Annotated in this window: 21 protein-coding genes; 13 read left to right on the top strand and 8 right to left on the bottom strand. The window is 52.0% G+C overall.

The features are described from left to right. Positions 1 to 7: 7 nt before the first annotated feature. The 3 genes from KAJ71_RS01675 to KAJ71_RS01665 all read right to left on the bottom strand — a co-directional run bounded on the left by KAJ71_RS01675 (position 8) and on the right by KAJ71_RS01665 (position 2,009). Entirely contained in the window at positions 8 to 586 is a 579-nt protein-coding gene (locus tag KAJ71_RS01675; protein WP_248944084.1) for a fimbrial protein, read from the bottom strand. Positions 587 to 627: 41 nt separating this feature from the next. Beyond that, positions 628 to 1,176 carry a fimbrial protein gene (locus KAJ71_RS01670; RefSeq protein WP_248944083.1) on the bottom strand — a complete coding sequence of 183 codons (549 nt, stop codon included), beginning with the start codon at positions 1,174 to 1,176 and terminating at the stop codon, positions 628 to 630. Between the two features lie 161 nt (positions 1,177 to 1,337). Next, positions 1,338 to 2,009, bottom strand: a complete 672-nt coding sequence (locus tag KAJ71_RS01665; RefSeq protein WP_248944082.1) for a helix-turn-helix transcriptional regulator — start codon at positions 2,007 to 2,009, stop codon at positions 1,338 to 1,340. A 392-nt stretch (positions 2,010 to 2,401) separates the two neighbouring features. Here KAJ71_RS01665 and KAJ71_RS01660 point away from each other — a divergent pair, with 392 nt between their 5' ends. Genes KAJ71_RS01660 through KAJ71_RS23395 form a run of 3 tightly spaced genes read left to right on the top strand, consistent with a single transcriptional unit; the run spans position 2,402 to position 3,860 of the window. Further along, entirely contained in the window at positions 2,402 to 3,199 is a 798-nt protein-coding gene (locus KAJ71_RS01660; RefSeq protein ID WP_248944081.1) for a winged helix-turn-helix domain-containing protein, read from the top strand. Next, entirely contained in the window at positions 3,192 to 3,668 is a 477-nt protein-coding gene (locus tag KAJ71_RS01655; RefSeq protein WP_248944080.1) for a YqeJ family protein, read from the top strand. Before KAJ71_RS01660 ends, KAJ71_RS01655 begins: the two co-directional genes overlap by 8 nt. Before the next feature lie 57 nt (positions 3,669 to 3,725). After that, complete coding sequence (locus KAJ71_RS23395) at positions 3,726 to 3,860, top strand: hypothetical protein (protein ID WP_283106606.1); 135 nt, start codon at positions 3,726 to 3,728, stop codon at positions 3,858 to 3,860. Positions 3,861 to 4,038: 178 nt separating this feature from the next. Here the strand turns inward: KAJ71_RS23395 and KAJ71_RS01650 are convergent, their stop codons facing one another. Continuing rightward, positions 4,039 to 4,281 (bottom strand): DUF4102 domain-containing protein, encoded by a 243-nt coding sequence (locus KAJ71_RS01650; protein WP_248944079.1) that lies wholly within the window; start codon positions 4,279 to 4,281, stop codon positions 4,039 to 4,041. A 164-nt stretch (positions 4,282 to 4,445) separates the two neighbouring features. Here KAJ71_RS01650 and mutS point away from each other — a divergent pair, with 164 nt between their 5' ends. The 10 genes from mutS to KAJ71_RS01600 all read left to right on the top strand — a co-directional run bounded on the left by mutS (position 4,446) and on the right by KAJ71_RS01600 (position 17,585). Then, positions 4,446 to 7,001 (top strand): DNA mismatch repair protein MutS, encoded by a 2,556-nt coding sequence (gene mutS / locus KAJ71_RS01645; RefSeq protein WP_248944078.1) that lies wholly within the window; start codon positions 4,446 to 4,448, stop codon positions 6,999 to 7,001. 1,092 nt (positions 7,002 to 8,093) lie between these two features. Then, positions 8,094 to 8,645 carry a fimbrial protein gene (locus KAJ71_RS01640; RefSeq protein WP_248944077.1) on the top strand — a complete coding sequence of 184 codons (552 nt, stop codon included), beginning with the start codon at positions 8,094 to 8,096 and terminating at the stop codon, positions 8,643 to 8,645. 58 nt (positions 8,646 to 8,703) lie between these two features. After that, a complete protein-coding gene (locus KAJ71_RS01635; RefSeq protein ID WP_248944076.1) occupies positions 8,704 to 9,420 on the top strand; it encodes a fimbrial biogenesis chaperone in 717 nt (238 codons plus the stop codon). Next, positions 9,395 to 9,961 carry a fimbrial protein gene (locus KAJ71_RS01630; RefSeq protein ID WP_248944075.1) on the top strand — a complete coding sequence of 189 codons (567 nt, stop codon included), beginning with the start codon at positions 9,395 to 9,397 and terminating at the stop codon, positions 9,959 to 9,961. Before KAJ71_RS01635 ends, KAJ71_RS01630 begins: the two co-directional genes overlap by 26 nt. Positions 9,962 to 9,968: 7 nt before the next feature. Then, complete coding sequence (locus KAJ71_RS01625; RefSeq protein WP_248944074.1) at positions 9,969 to 10,694, top strand: fimbrial biogenesis chaperone; 726 nt, start codon at positions 9,969 to 9,971, stop codon at positions 10,692 to 10,694. Next, positions 10,691 to 11,440 carry a fimbrial biogenesis chaperone gene (locus tag KAJ71_RS01620; protein ID WP_248944073.1) on the top strand — a complete coding sequence of 250 codons (750 nt, stop codon included), beginning with the start codon at positions 10,691 to 10,693 and terminating at the stop codon, positions 11,438 to 11,440. Before KAJ71_RS01625 ends, KAJ71_RS01620 begins: the two co-directional genes overlap by 4 nt. A 32-nt stretch (positions 11,441 to 11,472) precedes the next feature. Beyond that, positions 11,473 to 14,076, top strand: a complete 2,604-nt coding sequence (locus KAJ71_RS01615) for a fimbria/pilus outer membrane usher protein (protein ID WP_248944072.1) — start codon at positions 11,473 to 11,475, stop codon at positions 14,074 to 14,076. Positions 14,077 to 14,099: 23 nt separating this feature from the next. Next, the gene (locus KAJ71_RS01610) at positions 14,100 to 15,227 is read left to right on the top strand and encodes a hypothetical protein (protein WP_248944071.1); all 1,128 of its coding nucleotides are present in this window, start codon (positions 14,100 to 14,102) and stop codon (positions 15,225 to 15,227) included. Positions 15,228 to 15,758: 531 nt separating this feature from the next. Continuing rightward, positions 15,759 to 16,406, top strand: a complete 648-nt coding sequence (locus KAJ71_RS01605) for an adhesin (RefSeq protein WP_248944070.1) — start codon at positions 15,759 to 15,761, stop codon at positions 16,404 to 16,406. Between the two features lie 531 nt (positions 16,407 to 16,937). Next, positions 16,938 to 17,585 (top strand): adhesin, encoded by a 648-nt coding sequence (locus tag KAJ71_RS01600; RefSeq protein ID WP_248944069.1) that lies wholly within the window; start codon positions 16,938 to 16,940, stop codon positions 17,583 to 17,585. 137 nt (positions 17,586 to 17,722) lie between these two features. On the opposite strand, the gene rpoS is transcribed toward KAJ71_RS01600, so the two are convergent. From rpoS to surE, 4 genes are all read right to left on the bottom strand, one after another. Further along, entirely contained in the window at positions 17,723 to 18,721 is a 999-nt protein-coding gene (gene rpoS, locus KAJ71_RS01595; protein WP_024484093.1) for an RNA polymerase sigma factor RpoS, read from the bottom strand. A 56-nt stretch (positions 18,722 to 18,777) separates the two neighbouring features. Continuing rightward, a complete protein-coding gene (gene nlpD / locus KAJ71_RS01590; protein WP_248944068.1) occupies positions 18,778 to 19,755 on the bottom strand; it encodes a murein hydrolase activator NlpD in 978 nt (325 codons plus the stop codon). 266 nt (positions 19,756 to 20,021) lie between these two features. After that, entirely contained in the window at positions 20,022 to 20,648 is a 627-nt protein-coding gene (locus KAJ71_RS01585; RefSeq protein ID WP_248944067.1) for a protein-L-isoaspartate(D-aspartate) O-methyltransferase, read from the bottom strand. Next, entirely contained in the window at positions 20,642 to 21,403 is a 762-nt protein-coding gene (gene surE / locus KAJ71_RS01580; protein WP_248944066.1) for a 5'/3'-nucleotidase SurE, read from the bottom strand. Before surE ends, KAJ71_RS01585 begins: the two co-directional genes overlap by 7 nt. Between the last annotated feature and the right edge of the window lie 202 nt (positions 21,404 to 21,605).

Genomic DNA, 21,605 nt, shown 5'->3' with positions numbered 1-21,605 from the left:
CCGTTTATCAGTAATAATCCATCTTGAAACGCACGGTGGAGCGATACTCACCGGCTCGCAGTATCTGGTGATTCGGCAACAGGTTTATGGTGTATTGCAGCAGCTTATCTCCGGAGCTTAACTCTGCCAGGGGCATAGCGACGCCGGGTAATGCGATGTTGCCTGATTGGTCTTTAATCTGTAGCCCAACGCCTTGGGCCTCGCCTTCAATACCCAGTAAAGCGCCATCCTTGATACCATCAAAAGTAACGCGGAATGCCTGCCAATCGGGCATAGAGGGATCGAAACGTGGCAGGGTGCAGTTAATTAAACGAATGACAAAAGGTTTAGCGATACCATGCCCATCCTGAGCAATCTGTGACGCAGGAACGGTGATCATCTCAATAACCTGCTCACGGCTGCTCATCTCAATGGCGCAGGCAGTTTCAATAATGCTGCCTTCCATGACGACACGGCCCCGTCCCATTAACGTTTCCGCTGTTGCTGTTACGCAAAACAGAGCGCTGAACAGGCAACTCGCCACGATATATTCCATTTTGTTCACGCCGTTAATTCCCTTCGACACCATGACCTTAAGAATAAACATGCGGGTTTCCCCGCATGTGTGACCGTTTAACCGGTTAAAACTTACGGGTAAGTCAGGGTAAAGGTAGTGGTGGTGCTGAAGTCACCTGGGACGATTTCTGCAGCAGATTTACCGTCTTCACCGCCATTCATGTCACCCTGCAGGTAAGCAGAGAAGTTCAGGATGTTGGTGTGATTCTGGATGGTCTGTGGAGCAGTTGGTTGACCCGCTTTGATCAGAGTGCCGCTACCATCGGTGATAGCCAGGCTAGCGCCACGAGCAGTACCGGTGATACCAAACAGATTAGCGTTACCCGCAGAAGTTGGACCAGTGAAAGTAGTGGTTACCGATTTACCGGTAGTTACATCACAGTTTTCCAAGTGGATATAGAAGTTTTCAGGGGTAGATTTACCGCCGTCTTTCAGCGCCACGTTAGCGATCTGGCCCATAGGGATACGCTGGTTGTCATCGCCTGGGGCGATAGAGCAAGGCGCATCAATGATGGAACCGTAAAATTCGATTGTGCCATGGCCCTGATCCTTTGGTGCAGCATTGGCAGCAGAAACAAAACCCAAAGCGATTGCGGCAACCATGAATTTGTTCAGTTTCATATTTCTATTCCTTTATTAAATAAATTGATATAAACAACTAATAACCACCCATGCCAAGCATGGTCTGGGGTACTACAAAAAACATGAAGCGCCCCCCCATTAGTCAATGAGGTCGTTGCTTCATTTTTTATACTTGTGGCACTCAAGGCAGGTTATAACGGTCAGCCTTCCACGCTGGTACCGTAATAGACCCGCAAGGTCTTATATAAACCTATCTTATTGGTGCAACCAATTTTCTTCATAACGGACACGCGATGACTGCTGACCGTTTTAATATTAATTCCTAAAATCGCACCGATCATTTTTGGCGTATAACCGCGGAACAGATAATAACAAATTCGTTTCTCTCTGTTACTTAACGCAGCCAGTGTCCCTTTAGGAGTAAATTTGCCACGCCTTGCCCATGTCGTATTCGGCGAATCGGCAATCTGTGTCAACAACGCAGTACAGCACTCATTGGTCGCAATAAAAACAACCCGATCTCTGTAACGCGGTTCTATACTTAGCGACAATATATTCAATAATGCAGTACTGGCAATCACCACCATCAACGCTTTGCTTTTCTTTTCGCGTATCATTTCGCTAATCAGTAATGCACTACGTGCCGAGCCATCCGATATCGTCTGCTCGAAGGTAATATGACTGTGTTGCTGCTGCAACTTAAGCAAGCTACATCTGATACCTTGTAAGAAGTAGCTATTATTGCTGGATATATGGAACGAAATCTCACTGATATCTTCACTATGATCATCAAAATCATATTCGTCCGCACCGTGCCAGTCATCCTTAACACTACTAAACTCATCGCCAAATCCATATCGGCTATCGTACATCTGCTTCCCACCACTATCGCTGAAAAGTTGGATGCATGTTAGCGACCGGATAGCCAATGTCATAATCAATTTATATCAACCTGAGAAATTTAATTTAAGCAATAAAAAAAACCAACATAATCAACATGTTGATAAAAATTTCACTTAAGATCAATAAACCTTAAGAACATCCTTAGAGCGTAATATTTGAGTCTTAGCTCACATTAATCAATTTACTAATCAGAAAATTCTTGGTAGATTTTATAGCACAAGGCCAGGACACGCCTGAATCCTAGCGATTAAACGGTGACGCTTTAGTAACCAATAAGAAAAATCTTATTTGATAAATTGTATGCTAACCGTGAATTTTTGTTTTAATAATGCTCGTGATTTTGAACAAGGAAGTAAAGGGAATGACTAGTAACTGTAACGATTGTTATTACCTCATAGGTGACGCTGTTGAATTTTGGCCAGAGGAAAACTTGCTTTACTCTCGTGTCAACGGTGAGAGAATCACGCTATTTATTGCAGCCTCACGCTGCCTTCGGCTATTATTAAGCCATCAAGGTGAACTGATTCCGCAGCGAGATCTGTTTGAAGCCGGATGGCAAAAAAATGGTTTAGAGGTGTCTAACAATACCTTTTACCAAAACATCCTTATGTTACGCAAAGGGTTAAAGCTCGCCGGATATGAACAGGCAGTGATAAAAACAGTTCCCCGCCAGGGCCTTACCATCCCCTCTGCGGTTCCAGTAGCAAAAATAATGCCGGACATCAGTACAGTCACTGCCGAAGAACATCCTATTGCGGAGGAAAGCCAACCGCTAACATCGAGCAAAGTGAATAATCTCCCCCTCCCTCTGTCTCGATATGTGTGGGCAATATTGCTTAGTCTCTCTTTTTGTGTCGGTGTTGCCCTGTTTGCTGTGTGGAATAGCTCAGAGAACAAAAATTTTTTCTCTAATTTTAACTTCGTAGGGAACATAGAGCAGTGTTCTGTCTATCTCCAAGGTAACCAGACATCGTTCAAGTCCTACATGCAATTTATTGCACAAAACAACTTCACCTGTAATGAACATGAGGTTGTCTATTTCACTACTAACCCATTGGTTCCACGCGCCTCAGCAATTCGCTGTGAGCGACCCTTTTCTTCAGGCTCAAAAAATACCTGTATTTCTGAATATCATCTGGAGTGGCAGCATAATGAATAAACCCCAACTGTTCGGTACATTTACCCTGCTATCTTTGTTATTCCTGTTGCTCGCAATGGGGGCATACCACCTCTATAGCCAATATCAACAAACACATTTTAGCTGTGAAGCCTTGCTGGTGATTGACAAAGATGATGCGGAGCTGGCTCTCGCGTTTAACTTTATCCTCCAAGGTAATGACGGTATCGCCACTCTGAAGGGAAACCTGAGACAGGGCGACAAAACCACCGGCGTCAGCAGGAAGAGTTACTTTACATTTAATCAGAAAGAGGGCCTTTATCACCTACAATCAACGTCTACGGTGACAACACCGGCCGATAACAGTAAAACCGAAGATATCGCCCGTTACCTCCCTCTGTTTTACCTACAACCGGGACTGAAGTTCGACTTCACCGTTTACCCGGTATCGGAAGCAGGGTATGTTTTTTCTACCGGACAGGTGCCGTCATTTTACTGTGCACGTAAGTGAAATGATGCGATACGGGGATGGGGGGATTCGATAAATCACTCCACACGCCCAATAACAATGACAAAGCTCTTAGACCGCAGGCATTCCCTCACCGAGCTAAACGGGGCGCTGGTGGGCAGCGCCAGCCATGAAAGTCACCTGGTGGTGATTGGCCATCAGCCGGAGGAAATGGCGTTGGCGACACCCCGTTGATTAACTACGGAGGGGGGGTTGTGCATAGCAATGGATCATCAGGTACAGAGCCATCTGGCGCTGCCGGTTATTTCCGCTTGGAAGCTGAGCAGCAAGAGAGGGTGTGACATTAACGATTCACTTTATGGAGACCACGCTTTAAAGCTGAGAACGCCCCTTGCTTCTTTCAACCCCTTCCTTACTGTTTAACTTCAGCGATGTAACCTATTCGACCTATTACAAGCGCAGTTTGCGTAATGCTTCCAATTTTTGGCTGTGACAGCCTATTGTCTGCTGGGCTAGTATAGCGGCTGAAAAAAGATCCTGATGCTACGGCATGTAAACCTAGGATCTTGCCGAGTTTGGCGTGGATTTTATCCGCCAATCTCATCATTACGCAGGCTTTGAACGACAAAGGTTTGCCAGCCTGTTTGCCGGTCATATATGCTCGATCCCTTGACCAACCGATTGATTTATTTGAGCAGCGCTGACTTTTGCTCATCCTGAACGTTTTGGCGGTTTTTTTAATGAGGCGACGTGATACCCAATGATGACAACGAATATCACAATCAACTTTAAATTCAATGGATTGGAAACGGTAACGTTATGACAAGCACCGAAAAACTCGATTCGCACACCCCCATGATGCAGCAATACCTGCGCCTTAAGGCACAGCATCCAGAGATCTTGCTGTTCTATCGGATGGGGGATTTCTACGAGCTGTTCTATGACGATGCCAAACGCGCCTCTCAGCTACTGGATATTTCGCTGACCAAACGCGGTGCTTCAGCGGGTGAACCCATCCCAATGGCGGGTGTCCCCCACCATGCGGTGGAAAACTACCTCGCCAAGCTGGTACAGCTTGGGGAATCGGCCGCCATCTGTGAGCAGATTGGCGATCCGGCCACCAGCAAAGGCCCGGTCGAACGTAAAGTAGTGCGCATCGTTACCCCAGGCACCATTACCGATGAAGCCTTGCTGCAAGAACGCCAGGACAACCTGCTGGCCGCCATCTGGCAGGATGGCCGCGGCTTTGGTTATGCCACATTGGATCTCAGCTCCGGCCGCTTCCGCATCGCCCAGCCTGAAGATCTTGAAACCATGGCGGCCGAACTGCAACGTACCAATCCTGCTGAGTTACTCTACCCGGAAAACTTCGAGCACATGGCGCTGATCGAACCGCGCCACGGTCTGCGCCGTCGCCCGCTGTGGGAATTTGAGCTGGATACTGCACGTCAGCAGTTGAACCTGCAGTTCGGCACCCGCGACCTGACCGGCTTTGGCGTCGAGCAGGCCCATCAGGCACTGCGTGCAGCAGGCTGCCTGCTGCAATATGTCAAAGATACCCAGCGTACCTCGTTGCCGCATATCCGTGGCCTCACCATGGAACGTCAGCAAGACGGCATCATTATGGATGCGGCCACCCGCCGTAACCTGGAGATCACCCAAAGCCTGTCTGGCGGCAGTGAAAATACCCTGGCCGCGATCCTTGACCGCACCGTTACCCCAATGGGTAGCCGTATGCTCAAGCGCTGGTTACATATGCCCACTCGCGACGTCCAGGTACTGAATAACCGCCAACAGGCCATCGCCGCATTGCAGCCAATGAGCAGTGATTTGCAGCAACCCCTGCGTCAGGTTGGCGATCTGGAACGTATTCTTGCCCGTTTGGCGCTGCGCACGGCGCGTCCACGGGATCTGGCTCGTATGCGTCATGCCTTCCAACAGTTGCCAGATATCCGCGCCCTGCTGGAAAGCGCCGAAGCGCCACAGATGCAAAAGCTGCTGTCACAGGTCGGCCAGTTTGACGAATTGCAAGCACTGCTGGAGCGCGCCATCGTAGAAGCCCCACCGGTGTTGGTCCGTGATGGCGGCGTGATTGCCCCGGGTTATAACGAAGAACTGGATGAATGGCGGTCGCTAGCCGACGGTGCTACCGACTATCTGGATCGTCTGGAGATCCGCGAGCGCGAGAAGCTGGGTCTGGATACGCTAAAGGTCGGTTTCAACGGCGTACATGGTTACTACATTCAGGTCAGCCGTGGCCAGAGCCATCTGGTGCCGATCCACTATGTGCGCCGCCAAACGCTGAAGAATGCGGAACGCTACATCATTCCCGAGCTGAAAGAGTATGAAGACAAGGTACTGACCTCAAAAGGGAAAGCCTTGGCGATCGAAAAAGGGCTGTATGACGAGCTGTTCGATCTGCTGTTGCCGCACCTGGAGCAACTGCAACAGAGCGCCGCAGCCTTGGCCGAGCTGGATGTATTAGCCAACCTGGCGGAACGTGCCGAAACGTTGAACTACGCTTGCCCAACCATCAGCGAGCAGCCCGGCATTCGCATCGTGGATGGCCGCCACCCGGTGGTGGAACAGGTGTTGAAAGAACCCTTTATTGCCAACCCGGTTTCCCTTTCACCGCAGCGCCGTATGCTGATCATTACTGGCCCGAATATGGGCGGTAAAAGTACCTATATGCGTCAAACGGCACTGATTGTGTTGCTGGCACATATCGGTAGCTATGTTCCGGCGGCAAAGGCCACCATAGGGCCGGTAGATCGCATCTTTACCCGCGTGGGTGCAGCAGACGATCTGGCTTCTGGCCGCTCAACCTTCATGGTCGAAATGACCGAGACTGCCAATATCCTGCATAACGCCACGGAAAACAGCCTGGTGTTGATGGATGAGATTGGCCGTGGCACCTCCACCTACGACGGGCTTTCCTTAGCCTGGGCCTGCGCAGAAAACCTGGCCAGCCGCATCAAGGCTATGACACTGTTTGCCACCCATTACTTTGAGCTGACCACGTTGCCAGAGAAAATGGAGGGCGTAGTTAACGTGCATCTGGATGCACTGGAGCACGGCGACACCATCGCCTTTATGCATAGTGTACAGGACGGGGCTGCCAGTAAGAGCTACGGCTTGGCAGTGGCCGCATTGGCCGGTGTACCGCGTGATGTGATCAAGCGTGCGCGCCAGAAATTGCGTGAGTTGGAGAGCCTCTCCAGCCAGACGGCGGCGGGTACGGTAGATGCGACCCAGATGACGCTGTTGAACGAAGAGGTGTCACCTGCGGTAGAGGCGTTGGAAACGCTGGATCCGGATTCTCTTTCGCCACGCCAGGCGTTGGAGTGGATCTACCGGTTGAAAAGCCTGGTCTGAGGCGGTTTCATTCGCTTAAGCACGTGTCCCCTCACCCTAACACTCTCCCAAAGGGAGAGGGGGCCGAACGTGCCACAATTGAGGTTCTGTATTTAACCTCAGCACCGAATCAGCTCCCAAAGGGAGAGGACTAAACGTGCTAAATATTAACTCCCGCGTCTGAGCTCTACGCCCGTGTTATAAAATAATAAGAGGGGGAAGTAACGAAGCAGCTATTAGACCTGAATTTACTTCGCATCCGCTGCACCATGCTCTCGTTGCACGCCATAGAATGTTCTTTTTTAATCAATCACCACGACAATACCTTTATCCATATTCATAAGTCGCAAAAACACAGTCCGGTAGTACAGCGCATTGTGAGTCAGTTAACCCGTTGGTCAACCGAGCCTGTATAAAAAGGCCCGTTCAACAACTGGGCATCAGCGCTTACCGTTACGCCAATAGCCATGAAGGCTGACCTCTTCCACGATCGCTTTTAGCTCAATCACTGACTTTGTGGGCGAACTCATAGGCCAAGTTTACGGGATGATGACATGAACAGCATTCGTTTTTATCCTGAGCTACCATTATATCGACATTTGATATTTACTTAACAGGTGTAATCCCCGTAATTATTTATTACATACGTCCCCCCCCTCCTCGCCAATAAGGAAATAGCACACCAAGACAGCATTTTAAACCACAAAAATGCAAATAGATAAAATTTAAAACTAATAACCAATAAGAATAAAATGATAATGACTAGCATGAATTCATAAAAATTACGGCATTTTAAATAATTAATGAATAAAATCAAAGGCTTGTAGTTTAATTTTTTTATTTTAATATGTTTTTGACAGCCGTCACGTATTTATGAAATCATTGAAAGCGAAAGCAAAGGTGATTCATCCTCAATGAAAGCGTTTAGACGATATATCAGGGTGGGCGTAAAAACCCTTACTAAATATATCTTTAATACCTGCATGATAAATTAACCACGCTTCTAGATAAGATAGATTTTCAGCTACTTCCGAATGGAAATAACTGAAAGTATGTCGAGTATCAACATGTTTAATTTAAATAAGTAATTTTATATCTAAAGGAATAGTTCTTATGCGTAAATCAATTTTTACTCTGGCTCCTGCTGCATTGGTATTACTGGCTATCGCTGGAAACGTTCAGGCTGCGACTAACGCCCAATTAACCGTACAGGCTAACGTAGTTGCTGCAACCTGTGACGTTTCACTGTCTACCAACAGCCTGGATCTGGGTAACTTTTCACCAGCGCAATTTACCGGCATCTTGACGCCAATCGCTGCCAGCGCGAAGCAATTCACCGTGGGTCTGAACAACTGTGAAACGCCAGCGAATGCAACCGATACCGCCAATCTGGTAGTAAGCGGCCAAACACTGGCAGCTAACCCAAATGTGTTCAACACCACCGGCACCAACACCGGCATCATGCTGAGCACGGTTGAAAAGCCGACTACCTACATCAAGGCCGGTGAAAAATTACAGCTCGCTACCGCTGGTGAAACGCCAGCAGCCGGTGATTTTAACGGCAAAACGCTGAGCCTGCAGGTAGGCCTGGCCTCCACCAGCGCGGACAAAACCAACATTGGTGCCGTCAACGCCCCGATCATGTTTGCTTTCTCTTATAACTGATTCACCTTTTAGCAGGCGGCTTCGGTTGCCTGCTATTTTTGAAACCAAGGGTCAATGAATGAAGCGCCTAACGCTATTTTTCCCCGTAATAATGGCGCTGCTGTGCAGTTCACAGGCCGTATTAGCGGATGGATTTGGCATTAATGCCACCCGGCTCATCTACCCGCAAGGGGCAGGCAGCATTGCAGTCACGGTACGTAATACCCAACCTGCGTTGCCTTATCTGGTGCAGGCTACGGTTAGCCAGACCCCGAATAGCCGTGAGGCCACACCTTTTACGGTAACGCCACCCATTTTCCGTCTGGAAGCCAAGAGCATAAATCAAATCCGCATTGCTGGTGATGACACATCATTAGCCAAAGATCGCGAGTCGGTATTTTATTTCCAGGCGATGGCAGTCCCAGCCGCAGCGGCACCGAGCGCCAACCAACAGAGCGCCAACGTGCAGGCCACGGCCCAATTTGGCGTAGGCAACATCATCAAGCTGTTCTATCGCCCTGCAGGCCTACCATCAAATTCTGGTTCAGCACAAAAAAATCTGCAGTTTGCCCGCGTGGTCAATGGGCTTCAGGTGAGTAACCCATCACCCTACTTTGTCAGCCTGGCCAGCCTGACCTTTGCTGGCCAAGCGCTTAAGTTGGATACGCCGGATGCGCTGATGATTGCGCCATTCAGCTCCCATACCTATCCCACCAAGGTCAAAAGTGGGGCTATTGACTGGCAAACCATTAACGACCAGGGAGGCGTTGATGCTTTTAAACAGGTTCTGCCATAGGAAGGCGTTACTCGTCACACTCGCGATAGGTGCAGGGTTCACTAACAGCACCGCACAGGCCGTAACACTGAATTTTTCCGCCACGGTTGTGGAAGGTACCTGTTCATTGAGCCTGGATAAGAGCGTGTTGCAGTTGAACGATACCTCTCAGGCACGCTTGGGTAGCGGTGTGCTGATCAACCCACAGCCTTTTATTCTCAAGGCTGACAACTGTTCCGGGGTTGCCGGTGGCAGCCTACAGCCGGTGATTACGGTCAACGGTGACGGAGTTACCCAAGATGGTAAATGGCTGTTTCGCAGTAGTGATTCTACCGCCGGTGGAGCCGGGGTGATATTGGTGCAAAGCAGCAACACGCCAAGCTACTCCAACACCGAGGTCAAACCTGCGGATGCCTTCCCACTGGCCGGTGTGGGGCAGATACCCGTCGATAAAGAACTGCCGTTCTTTGCTGGCATCAGCTGCGGTGGATCTACCGGCTGCGCCACGGTGAAAACGGGGACCGTTACCGCCCGTATCACCTTTACTTTTGCCTATCGCTGAGGTCGCCATGCCATCTGCCAGCTCTTCATTCATCGCACTGCTGCTTATCGCGTTTACCGCTTTACCAGCAACGACGGCAGCCGACGGCGGCGTCAGTTTAAACCAGACCCGGGTGGTATTTTACGCTACGGATAAAGCACAAACCGTCACGGTAAAAAATACTGGCGCCCAAAGCTATTTGATCCAAAGCCGCATTCAGCGCGCACTCGACAACCAGGCCTCAACGCCGTTTATCGTCACGCCGCCACTGTTTCAGCTCGGCCCTGAGCGCAAACAATTACTGCGCATCCTCAAGCAGGATGAGCCTCTGCCCACAGATCGGGAATCGCTGTTTTACCTTTCGGTATTAGCGATCCCCGCACAGAAACAGGCGGCTCAGGCAGAGGCGCACTTATCGATGGGCTTTCGCTTTGCCATCAAGCTGTTTTACCGCCCTGAGAGCCTGAAGATCGCGCCGTTGGACGCCAGTTGTCGGTTGGAGTTGATCCCCACGGCAACAGGGGTGCGTATCGCTAATCCTACCCCCTATTTTTTAACGTTTGCCTCGTTAAAGTTCGATGGCCGCATGATCGATCTGGACACCCAGCCCACAATGATTGCGCCAATGAGCACGGAGAACTACCCGGCCAAAAAGCCAGTCAGGCACGCCGATTGGCAAACCATCACCGACTTTGGCGGCTTGTCTGCACCATGCCAACAGGCCCTGCCATCGCTAGAGGAACAACACACATGAAACGCCTTGGCCTGGCTATGTTGCTGCTGTGCAGCCTGTCGTTCAGCACCGCTTCCCGGGCGGCAGAGCCCGAATCCAAAGGGATCTCTTTTTATGTCCTGCGGGTGATTTACCCCGAAAGCACACAAAAAGGCGTCAGCTTGAAGGTATACAACAAAAGCGCAGCGCCCTATCTGATGCAGTCATGGGTGCGCCCGGTCGATAGCCAGACCGGCGACGTCGATCTGGACTACGACGGGCAAGTGAAAATGCCTTTTATTATCACACCACCACTGACGCGTTTTGAGGCCGACAGTGAACTGACGCTGCGTATCCGCCGTAACGGGGAACCGTTGCCGTCCGATCGCGAATCGGTATTTTTCATCTCCATGAAGGCGATACCCGCTATGGCGCAAAGCGATCAACAGCCAACTGCCAACCAGATGGCCGTGACGGTAGTCAGCAATATGAAACTGTTCTATCGCCCTGAGGGATTGGCCAAACGTGCCGTGGCAGACGTGGCCTGCCAACTGCGTTTTCGCCACTCAGGTGAGATGCTGATTGCCGACAACCCTACGCCCTACTGGCTCACCTTTTCACGGTTGAAAGTGGGCAACGTCGCGCTGGATAAACCCGTATTACGTTTGATGGTGCCGCCGAAAGGACAACAGCGCTATACCTTGCCCACGGCGGCAAGCGGCAGTGTGCAGTGGCAACTCATTGACGAAGATGGCTGGAATACTCCCGCTTGCCAACAAACTTTATGACCCCCTTGGCCCCTTAAGGACAGACTTGAGTCATGGATAGAACAACAATCAAAAACAAGCCTCGCACGCGGGTGCTTTCACCTTCGCTGGCCAGCGCCTTGCTGCTGGCCGGAGCCGTTCCCGTCTGGGCCAAGGACTACTTCGACCCTGGCCTGTTGGCGCTGGGTGGAAGCCAATTGGCAACCACCGATCTGAGCGCTTTTGAATCTTCCGGCCAGATCCCCGAGGGGAGTTATCTGGTGACAGTGTGGATGAACCAGTCGGAACAGGGGCAACACAGTCTGGTCTTCAAAAAGGATCCGCAGGGCCAGGTTCAGCCGCAGCTTACACCGGAGTACCTTCACCAATTGGGCGTCAATACCCGGACATTGCCCAGCTTTAACGGGCTGCCACCGAAGGTTCCCATCAGCAGTCTGGCGAAGCTGATCCCTGAATCGCAGCTACACTTCGATTTGGCCCAGTTGCGTCTGGACATCAGTATTCCGCAGATCGCCATGCAGCAAAATGCCCGGGACTACGTCGATCCCGCACAATGGGATGATGGTCTGCCTGCGATGTTAATGAATTATAGCGTAAACGGCAGCCGTAACTGGCAACGCCCACAGGCCAACATGAACAAGAGCGAACAGACCAATCTGTTCGCCAACCTGAGTGGCGGACTAAACTACCTGGGATGGCGCCTGCGCAGCACCATGACCTATACCCTCAGTGAAAACAGTGGGGGGATGTCCTCAAGCCGTTACCACAACAGCCAATTCTCCGGTACTTATTTACAACACGATATCCGTGCATGGCGTTCCGAGATCCTGGCGGGTGAAAGCAGCAGCGGTAATGAGGTGTTCGACAGCATTCCCTTCCGGGGTGTCACGCTGAATTCCAGCGAAGAGATGCTGCCTAATAGCCTGCGCGGCTTTGCTCCTGTGATTTCCGGTATTGCCCAAAGTAACGCACGGGTGACGATCAGCCAGAACGGCAACGTGGTCTATCAAGCCTATGTGGCTCCGGGTCCGTTTCGCATCAACGATCTATACCAGACCAGCCAGGGCGGCGACCTGACGGTTACCATTACCGAGGCCAACGGCGAGGTACGCACCCAGACCCTGGCCTTCTCGTCATTGCCGGTCATGCAACGCCCCGGCGCACTCAAGTATGAGCTCACCAGTGGGCGTTATAACGGCGGTATCACCGATAGTTCCCAGAAAGCAACCTTTGGGCTGGGCACCTTCATGTATGGCTTGCCGAATAATGTCACCCTTTACGGCGGCGCACTGGTGGCCGCAGATTATGCTTCCCTGGTGGCAGGTACTGGCCTGTCACTGGGTGATTTCGGCGCATTATCGGCAGACGTCACCACCTCTGATGCCCGGTTACATGGGCACAACGATCGCCAGCAAGGGGCCTCGTACCGGCTGCGTTATGCCAAAAGCCTGCTGAACACCGGAACCTCGGTAGACCTGGCGGCCTACCGCTATTCCACCCGCAACTATTACAGCTTCTCCGACTTCAATACGCTGGGCTATCAACTCAACGCCGGGCAGGTTCCCTGGGCTTTGGAGCGCCAACGCTCCAATTTCCAGCTGCGCATCAGCCAACAATTGGCTTCATGGGGGGCGCTGTACTTATCGGCCTCGCGCAACGATTACTGGGGTAATGGCCGGGTAAATAACACAATGTCTGCCGGTTACAACGGTAGTTACCGCAACATAAGCTACGGCGTTGCCTACAGTATTGACCGCATCAAGGGCGACGGCAGTTGGCCGGAAAACCGCCAGCTATCGATGACGGTGCAGGTTCCCGTCAGCCTGTTTAGCACCGCGCCAACCGCTAGCCAAAGCTATGCCAGCTACCAGATGACCCATGACAATCAGGGCCAGGTTCAACAACAGGCAGGGATCAGTGGCAACGCCTTGGATAACCGTCTTTCCTACAATGTGATGCAGGGCTGGTCGAACGGTAACAGTAATAATAACAGTACGTTGAACACGGGTTATCGGGGCAGTAAAGGCCAGGCCAATCTGGGTTACAGCTACAGCAACCAGTTCCGTTCACTCAACCTCAGCGGTAACGGCAGCCTGTTGCTGCACCCGGAAGGCGTGACGCTTGGGCCGATGCTCGGCAACTCGGTGGCGGTGGTAAGCGCCCCGGATGCTGGCGGCGTTGAGGTGAGCAACGGCAACGTGCGAACCGACAGCCGTGGCTATGCTCTGGTGCCCTATCTGGCAAACTACCAAAATAACAGCATCAGCCTGAACCCAACTACCCTGCCGGACGATGTGGATATGGCACAGTCAAGCCTTAACGTCTACCCAACCAAAGGCGCCGTCGTGATGGCGAAGTTTGAAACCCGCGTGGGCTACCAGGCGCTGATAACGCTGTTGCGAGGGGAAACTAGCATGCCATTCGGCACGGTGGTAACCGTGGTGGGCACCCCGGCAGGAAAAAGCAATACCGGTATTGTCGGTGATGCAGGTCAAGTGTATCTGAGCGGGCTGCCGGAACGGGGTGCGCTGACGGTTAAATGGGGTCATGCCAACGATCAGCAGTGCCGGGCCAGTTTCAATCTGAGTGGCATTGCCGCGCCCTCGGCCAGCAACCCCATCCGCCAATTGACGGCACATTGTGAAACTGGCCGATAACGACACAGTTAAACCCGATGAAAATGAAGAATACCGCCGGAACGTTATGCTCTACCCGGCATCACCACCGCACCACGGCGTGCCTGCTGGCACTACTATTGGGCCTGTGCCAGCCGGTTGCACAGGCGGAAATAATTACCATTGGTAAAAGCAAAGGCATTGTATGGGAAGGACTGCCGTTTGATCAGACCTTAAGCGGCCGTATGGCCGATACAGTGTTGGATATGAAATACGGACTCTTGTCTATTTCTTCATCCCCCAGCCGCTGCCAACTATCGCGTGATCTGACGGAAATTGCGGGTTATCCCGCAGTAAAGATCGCAGACGGCGTGGGGCTCGTTCCCAGAGCATCCGGTACTGTGACCTATTACTGGATCTACAGCGACGATCCAGCCACGTTGACCGGTACGCTTGGGCCAAAAAACGCTGACACCAAGGGAAAAGACAGCTGGGGTTATAATGTGAGTTCACCTAGTGGGTATAGCTGGTGCCTTCCGGCACGAAATAGGAATGAAGATAGATACTATGACTTTGACAAAAACCGACAAGCCAGAATATCAGGCACCTGGCTACTAGTTGCTGACGGTAGCCAAAAGACCACGGAAATTAAGGTACCGGTGATGTATGCCGGCAGTTACTCATATACTGCGATCGGAGATAGATCAGCCTCGATCCTCCCGTCAGATATTACGCTGCGGATCTCAACGCTCGAGTGTTCGGTCAATACCCCGAGCGCCATCGATTTTGGCAACGTCCCGAAAAATACCCGGGCTGGGGAAGAGCTTGCCACTCAATCCTATCCTTTGATAACCACCTGTGGACAATCCTCTGACTATATCGATGCCAATATCAACCTGCAGTTCCGCCCGATAACCGGCCTGTATAATGCTGAAAAGACCCGCTTGGCGCTCCACGAGGGCGGCGGCTATATCACCGGCGAGATTGATAACGGCGTGACCGGCAGCGGGAGCTGCACCGCCACCAGCGGCCTGCCGTTCGATAATAGTCAGTTAAAAATTGGCAGCATCACCAAGGCGCAAAGCAGCTTGAGTATCACCAATCAGGTGACCTGGCGGTTGTGTTCCGGGGGCAGCGATCTGCCGCTCGGCAACGTTAGCGCCGCCGCCGAAATGCTGGTGACGTTTAATTGACGGCGCATTGTGAAACTGTCCGATAACAATGCGCAAACCAATCCATAGGGATAAATAACAGTGAAAGATACCGCCAGCATGCCAAGACATACGCTAAACCGCCACCGCATAGCCCCCTGCATACTGCTGTTAGCCTGCCTGGGCCAGCCAACCGCACGGGCAGAAACCATTACTATTGGCAAAGGTAGTGGCATTTTGTGGGAAGGCCTGCCGTTTAATGTCACCTTAAGTGGTGCGATGGAACACGAAAGGCTTGAACCCAAGTATGCGCTATTGTCTATCTCTAACAATGAGGGATACTGCCAAGAAACGACTGCTCTAGCGACCATTGGGAATTATAAGGCAGTAAAGCTAACGTCAAACGTGGGGCTCATCCCCAGGGCCACCGGTAATGCAAGCTTTTCAAGGTATAATCACACAGATGTTACGTCGCTATCCGGTACGCTGGGGCTGCCAGAAACCAAAGGGGTGGTGAGCGACGGAAATACAGTGACCTCACCTGATACTTTTAGCTGGTGCCTTCCGCCAGACATGAAACTTGGTCTTTACTACTATAACCCTACAGCTCCGCGTACAGCCACGATATCAGGCACCTGGGTACTGGTCGCCGATGGTCAGCAGACGTCTGGTGAAATAAAAATGCCGGTGATGTATGCTGGCAGTTTCTCAAAGAAGCTGTCTGGGGATAAATTTTCCTCGATCCTCCCATCCAATATCACGCTGCGCATATCCACGCTCGAGTGTACGGTTAATACCCCAAACGCCATCGACTTTGGCAACGTCCCGAAAAATACCCGGGCTGGGGACGAGCTTGCCGCTCAATCCTACCCACTGACGACCAGCTGTGGGCAACCCTCTGACCAGATCGATGCCAATATCAACCTGCAGTTCCGCCCGATAACCGGCCTGTATAATGCTGAAAAGACCCGTTTGGCGCTCCATGAGGGTGGCGGCTATATCACCGGCGAGATTGATAACGGCGTGACCGGCAGCGGGAGCTGCACCGCCACCAGCGGCCTGCCGTTCGATAATAGTCAGTTAAAAATTGGCAGCATCACCAAGGCGCAAAGCAGCCTGAGTATCACCAATCAGGTGACCTGGCGGTTGTGTTCCGGGGGCAGCGATCTGCCGCTCGGCAACGTTAGCGCCGCCGCCGAAATGCTGGTGACGTTTAATTGACGGCGCATTGTGAAACTGGCCGATAACAATGCGCAAACCAATCCATAGGGATAAATAACAGTGAAAGATACCGCCAGCATGCCAAGACATGCGCTAAACCGCCACCGCATAGCCCCCTGCATACTGCTGTTAGCCTGCCTGGGCCAGCCAACCGCACGGGCAGAAACCATTACTATTGGCAAAGGTAGTGGCATTTTGTGGGAAGGCCTGCCGTTTAATGTCACCTTAAGTGGCGCGATGGATCACGAATGGCTTGATCCCAAGTATGCGCTATTGTCTATCTCTAAAAATGAGGGATACTGCCAAGAAACGACTGCTCTAGTGACCATTGGGAATTATAAGGCAGTAAAGCTAACGTCAAACGTGGGGCTCATCCCCAGGGCCACCGGTAATGCAAGCTTTTCAAGGTATGATCACACAGATGTTACGTCGCTATCCGGTACGCTGGGGCTGCCAGAAACCAAAGGGGTGGTGAGCGACGGAAATACAGTGACCTCACCTGATACTTTTAGCTGGTGCCTTCCGCCAGCCATGAAATTTGGTCTTTACTACTATAACCCTACAGCTCCGCGTACAGCCACGATATCAGGCACCTGGGTACTGGTCGCCGATGGTCAGCAGACGTCTGGTGAAATAAAAATGCCGGTGATGTATGCCGGCAGTTTCTCAGAGAAGCTGTCTGGGGATAAACGTGCCTCGATCCTCCCATCCAATATCACGCTGCGCATATCCACGCTCGAGTGTTCGGTCAATACCCCCACTTCAATCACCTTTGGCAACGTGATGAAAAATCAGCAAGCCGGATACGAGCTTGGCGCTCAATCCTACCCACTGACGACCAGCTGTGGGCAACCCTCTGACCAGATCGATGCCAATATCAACCTGCAGTTCCGCCCGATAACCGGCCTGTATAATGCTGAAAAGACCCGTTTGGCGCTCCATGAGGGCGGCGGCTATATCACCGGCGAGATTGATAACAGCGTGACCGGCAGCGGGAGCTGCACCGCCACCAGCGGCCTGCCGTTCGATAATAGTCAGTTAAAAATTGGCAGCATCACCAAGGCGCAAAGCAGCCTGAGTATCACCAATCAGGTGACCTGGCGGTTGTGTTCCGGGGGCAAAGACCTGCCGCTCGGCAACGTTAGCGCCGCCGCCGAAATGCTGGTGACGTTTAATTGACGCTTCTTTGACCGGACGGCAGAGCATAGCGACGAAGTTCTACCTCAAATAACGGTAAATCACAGCAAATCGCAGGCATAAAAAAACGGTGAGCATCATCAATGCCCACCGTTTTTATTTTATCGCTATAACGCGTTTTATTCGCGGAACAGTGCCTCAATACTCAGGCCCTGCATTTGCAGAATTTCACGCAGGCGGCGTAAGCCTTCTACCTGGATCTGACGAACACGCTCACGTGTCAGACCAATCTCACGGCCAACATCTTCCAGCGTAGCCGCTTCATAGCCTAACAGGCCGAAACGGCGAGCCAACACTTCACGCTGTTTGGCGTTCAATTCGAACAACCATTTGACGATGCTCTGTTTCATATCATCGTCTTGCGTGGTGTCTTCAGGCCCGTTGTCTTTCTCGTCGGTCAGAATGTCCAACAAAGCTTTCTCTGAATCCCCACCCAACGGCGTATCAACAGACGTGATACGTTCGTTCAGGCGCAGCATACGGCTGACGTCATCAACCGGTTTGTCGAGTTGCTCCGCAATCTCTTCAGCGCTGGGCTCATGATCCAGTTTGTGAGAAAGCTCACGCGCGGTGCGCAAGTAAACATTCAGCTCTTTGACGATATGGATCGGCAAACGAATCGTCCGGGTTTGATTCATGATCGCCCGTTCAATCGTCTGGCGGATCCACCAGGTCGCATAGGTGGAAAAACGGAAACCGCGCTCTGGGTCAAACTTTTCCACCGCACGGATCAGACCAAGGTTGCCCTCTTCGATCAAATCCAGCAGCGCCAGGCCGCGATTGCTATAACGACGGGCAATTTTCACTACCAGCCTCAGGTTACTTTCTATCATGCGGCGGCGGGACGGCACGTCTCCGCGCAGTGCACGCCGCGCAAAATAAACTTCTTCCTCTGCGGTCAGCAGAGGGGAGTAACCGATTTCGCCCAGATAGAGCTGCGTTGCATCCAATACGCGTTGGGTAACACCTTGAGACAACAGTTCGTCTTCCGCCAAGTCATTCTCGCTGGTCTCTTCTTCTACCTGCGCTTTTTCATCGAATGACTCAGCCTCCATGGCGTTCTCATCGAAATCTGCATCGTCATGTAACTCGTTAACTTTCAGCGTATTTTGGCTCATAAAGCGGCTCCTACCCGTGATACCGCGCGAGCAGAATACAGCGCATTCTGCCCAATCTATCGCTGCGGAAGATAACGCAGCGGGTTTACGGATTTCCCCTTGTAACGAATCTCGAAATGCAAACGTACTGAACTGGTTCCGGTGCTTCCCATCGTTGCTATTTTCTGCCCCGCCTTAACTTCTTGTTGTTCCCGGACCAGCATGGTGTCGTTATGGGCGTAGGCACTCAAGTAATCATCATTGTGCTTGATGATGATTAGATTACCGTAACCCCGCAAAGCGTTGCCTGCGTACACTACACGGCCATCGGCGGTAGCAACAATAGGCTGCCCACGGGAACCAGAGATATCGATACCTTTGTTCCCACCTTCCGATGAGGAGAAGTTATCGATGATCTTACCGTCAGTTGGCCATTTCCAGGTGCTAACTGGGGCGCTGTTGCTGACGGTGCTGCTCGCTGGTGGCGTAGCGGCTGGCGCGGTAACAGGAGCGGCGACTGAGCCTGCCACAACGGCTCCTGATGCAGGTAACATTTTACCTACATTCTGTTTACTCGAGTTATCAGAATACGCGTTCGTTGATTGAGAATCAACCGTTGCAGTTTGTATCTGGCTCGTCGAAGGCGGTTTTGACACCGTACCATTACCGCCAGCTAACATCCCACCACCGTTGGCAGAACCGCTACCCAGTTGCAGGGTTTGGCCGACTTCCAGGCTGTACGGCTGTGGAATATTGTTGCGCTGGGCCAGATCGCGGAAATCGTTGCCGGTGATCCAGGCAATATAGAACAGCGTGTCGCCACGTTTGACGGTATAGGTGCTACCACCGCTGTAGCTCCCTTTGGGGATCGAGTTATAGCTACGGTTGTAAACCATACGCCCCTGTGATGCGTTGCCGCCACCGGCGTTGGCCGATGCGGCGGCTCCACCACTACCGACACTGCTGATAGGTGCCGAGGTGGAATTTTTATCCGAACAGCCAACTAACCACAAACTTAACATCGTACACACCGCAACTCGGCGTAAAGAACTCATTGGGCTTCCCGTGCTCATGCTTCCCCCATGACAGCAATATCAAAAAATACCTTATACATCGTAGCCGAGCTTTATCGTTCTACAACGCAAGGATTCCCCGGCCGATCCCTGAAAACCAGAAGATCACCCACCAGGGAGCTAAAAACCGTGGTGCCAATGCTAGCGACATTGACGCGATCACGCCATAAGACAACGACATAGTGGAACAATTCTAGTGAAAATTAATATTATTCAACTTATTTATCCGTCACATTGCTCTGCATACGCTAAGCCAGCTCGCCCTTGACCAAGGGAACAAATCGCACCGCTTCAACGGTATCGATGGAAAACTCACCGCCCCGCCGCTGAATGCATTGCAAAACCTGGGCCTGTTCGCCCACCGGCAACACCAGAATGCCGCCATCGTCCAATTGCTGCATCAATGCCTGCGGGATCTCCGGTGGCGCGGCCGTCACAATGATCGCATCAAATGGCCCGCGCGCGACCCAGCCTTGCCAACCGTCGCCATGGCGAGTCGAGACATTGTGCAGGTCAAGCTGCTTGAGGCGGCGCTTTGCCTGCCACTGTAGCCCTTTGATACGTTCAACTGAGCAGACGTGCTGCACCATATGCGCCAGGATCGCGGTCTGATAACCCGAACCGGTGCCGATCTCCAGCACGCGTGAGGTGGGCTGCAGGTTCAGCAGCTCTGTCATGCGCGCCACCATATAAGGCTGAGAAATCGTCTGCCCCGAACCAATCGGCAGAGCCGTGTTCTCATAGGCTTTATGGGCTAAAGCTTCATCAACAAAACACTCACGCGGTACGTTCTCGATTGCCTTGAGCAGCCGTTCGTCCCTGATCCCCTGCTGGCGTAGCTGTACCAGCAGCGTTTGTATGCGTTTGTTCACCATTCCCCGCTAACCTCTGCTTTGGTTAACCATGTGGATAGCACATCTTGCGCCCCGTAAGCGGTCAAATCCACCTGCAATGGCGTGACCGATACATAGCCCTGCTCCACGGCGGCAAAATCCGTATCTGGGCCAACATCGAATTTATCACCCGGCGGCCCGATCCAATACAGCGTCTGACCACGCGGATCCTGTTGGCTAAAGACTTTATCGGCGGGATGCCGGCTGCCACAGCGGGTCACACGTATCCCTTTAATTTCCGCCAACGGCAAATCTGGGACATTGATATTAAGGATTTTACCGGTACGCAGCGGTTCTTGTTGCAACGCGCGCAATATACGGCAGGTAACTACCGCCGCAGTATCATAATGCTGATGGCCATTGAGCGACACGGCCAACGCGGGCAGCCCCAGATGGCGGCCTTCCATTGCGGCGGCCACCGTGCCGGAATAGATAACGTCATCACCGAGGTTTGGCCCGGCGTTGATACCGGACACCACGATCTCCGGTGCTGGCTGCATCAGTTGGTTAACGCCAAGATAGACACAGTCCGTCGGGGTGCCCTGCTGCACGGCGATATCGCCGTTGGGCAACGTCAGCGTACGCAGCGGTGACTCCAGCGTCAACGCGTTGGAAGAACCACTGCGGTTACGATCGGGGGCCACCACCTGCACTTCGGCGAATTCACGCAACGCCGCCGCCAACACCTGGATACCAGGGGCGCTAACGCCGTCGTCGTTGCTCAGTAGTATTCTCATATTGAATTTAAACGACTTTCTTACTGAAAGCGATAAAACGAGGATGTGGCCCTATTTTTTTACATCTATCTGTTTTTAATGATATTTTCAATAGTAAGCCCAACCTGCCGTTTTACGCATTCTGACTAGCGAGACACAGCAAGGTTTGCCCCGCTGTTGCTGATAGTATTGGCCAAAACGGCCAGCTACGCGATCTACTATA

It is taken from the genome of Serratia silvae (genome assembly GCF_023282985.1).
In the GTDB taxonomy this organism is placed as follows: Bacteria; Pseudomonadota; Gammaproteobacteria; order Enterobacterales; family Enterobacteriaceae; genus Chania; species Chania silvae.
This window is presented reverse-complemented; position numbering and strand designations above follow the sequence as displayed.

Excerpts from the sequence above, each read along its gene's own strand:
- KAJ71_RS01675 (WP_248944084.1), bottom strand. The coding sequence starts at position 586 with ATGTTTATTCTTAAGGTCATGGTGTCGAAGGGAATTAACGGCGTGAAC.
- KAJ71_RS01670 (WP_248944083.1), bottom strand. The coding sequence starts at position 1,176 with ATGAAACTGAACAAATTCATGGTTGCCGCAATCGCTTTGGGTTTTGTT.
- KAJ71_RS01665 (WP_248944082.1), bottom strand. The coding sequence starts at position 2,009 with ATGTACGATAGCCGATATGGATTTGGCGATGAGTTTAGTAGTGTTAAG.
- KAJ71_RS01660 (WP_248944081.1), top strand. The coding sequence starts at position 2,402 with ATGACTAGTAACTGTAACGATTGTTATTACCTCATAGGTGACGCTGTT.
- KAJ71_RS01655 (WP_248944080.1), top strand. The coding sequence starts at position 3,192 with ATGAATAAACCCCAACTGTTCGGTACATTTACCCTGCTATCTTTGTTA.
- KAJ71_RS23395 (WP_283106606.1), top strand. The coding sequence starts at position 3,726 with ATGACAAAGCTCTTAGACCGCAGGCATTCCCTCACCGAGCTAAACGGG.
- KAJ71_RS01650 (WP_248944079.1), bottom strand. The coding sequence starts at position 4,281 with ATGACCGGCAAACAGGCTGGCAAACCTTTGTCGTTCAAAGCCTGCGTA.
- mutS (WP_248944078.1), top strand. The coding sequence starts at position 4,446 with ATGACAAGCACCGAAAAACTCGATTCGCACACCCCCATGATGCAGCAA.
- KAJ71_RS01640 (WP_248944077.1), top strand. The coding sequence starts at position 8,094 with ATGCGTAAATCAATTTTTACTCTGGCTCCTGCTGCATTGGTATTACTG.
- KAJ71_RS01635 (WP_248944076.1), top strand. The coding sequence starts at position 8,704 with ATGAAGCGCCTAACGCTATTTTTCCCCGTAATAATGGCGCTGCTGTGC.
- KAJ71_RS01630 (WP_248944075.1), top strand. The coding sequence starts at position 9,395 with ATGCTTTTAAACAGGTTCTGCCATAGGAAGGCGTTACTCGTCACACTC.
- KAJ71_RS01625 (WP_248944074.1), top strand. The coding sequence starts at position 9,969 with ATGCCATCTGCCAGCTCTTCATTCATCGCACTGCTGCTTATCGCGTTT.
- KAJ71_RS01620 (WP_248944073.1), top strand. The coding sequence starts at position 10,691 with ATGAAACGCCTTGGCCTGGCTATGTTGCTGCTGTGCAGCCTGTCGTTC.
- KAJ71_RS01615 (WP_248944072.1), top strand. The coding sequence starts at position 11,473 with ATGGATAGAACAACAATCAAAAACAAGCCTCGCACGCGGGTGCTTTCA.
- KAJ71_RS01610 (WP_248944071.1), top strand. The coding sequence starts at position 14,100 with ATGAAGAATACCGCCGGAACGTTATGCTCTACCCGGCATCACCACCGC.
- KAJ71_RS01605 (WP_248944070.1), top strand. The coding sequence starts at position 15,759 with ATGAAACTTGGTCTTTACTACTATAACCCTACAGCTCCGCGTACAGCC.
- KAJ71_RS01600 (WP_248944069.1), top strand. The coding sequence starts at position 16,938 with ATGAAATTTGGTCTTTACTACTATAACCCTACAGCTCCGCGTACAGCC.
- rpoS (WP_024484093.1), bottom strand. The coding sequence starts at position 18,721 with ATGAGCCAAAATACGCTGAAAGTTAACGAGTTACATGACGATGCAGAT.
- nlpD (WP_248944068.1), bottom strand. The coding sequence starts at position 19,755 with ATGAGTTCTTTACGCCGAGTTGCGGTGTGTACGATGTTAAGTTTGTGG.
- KAJ71_RS01585 (WP_248944067.1), bottom strand. The coding sequence starts at position 20,648 with ATGGTGAACAAACGCATACAAACGCTGCTGGTACAGCTACGCCAGCAG.
- surE (WP_248944066.1), bottom strand. The coding sequence starts at position 21,403 with ATGAGAATACTACTGAGCAACGACGACGGCGTTAGCGCCCCTGGTATC.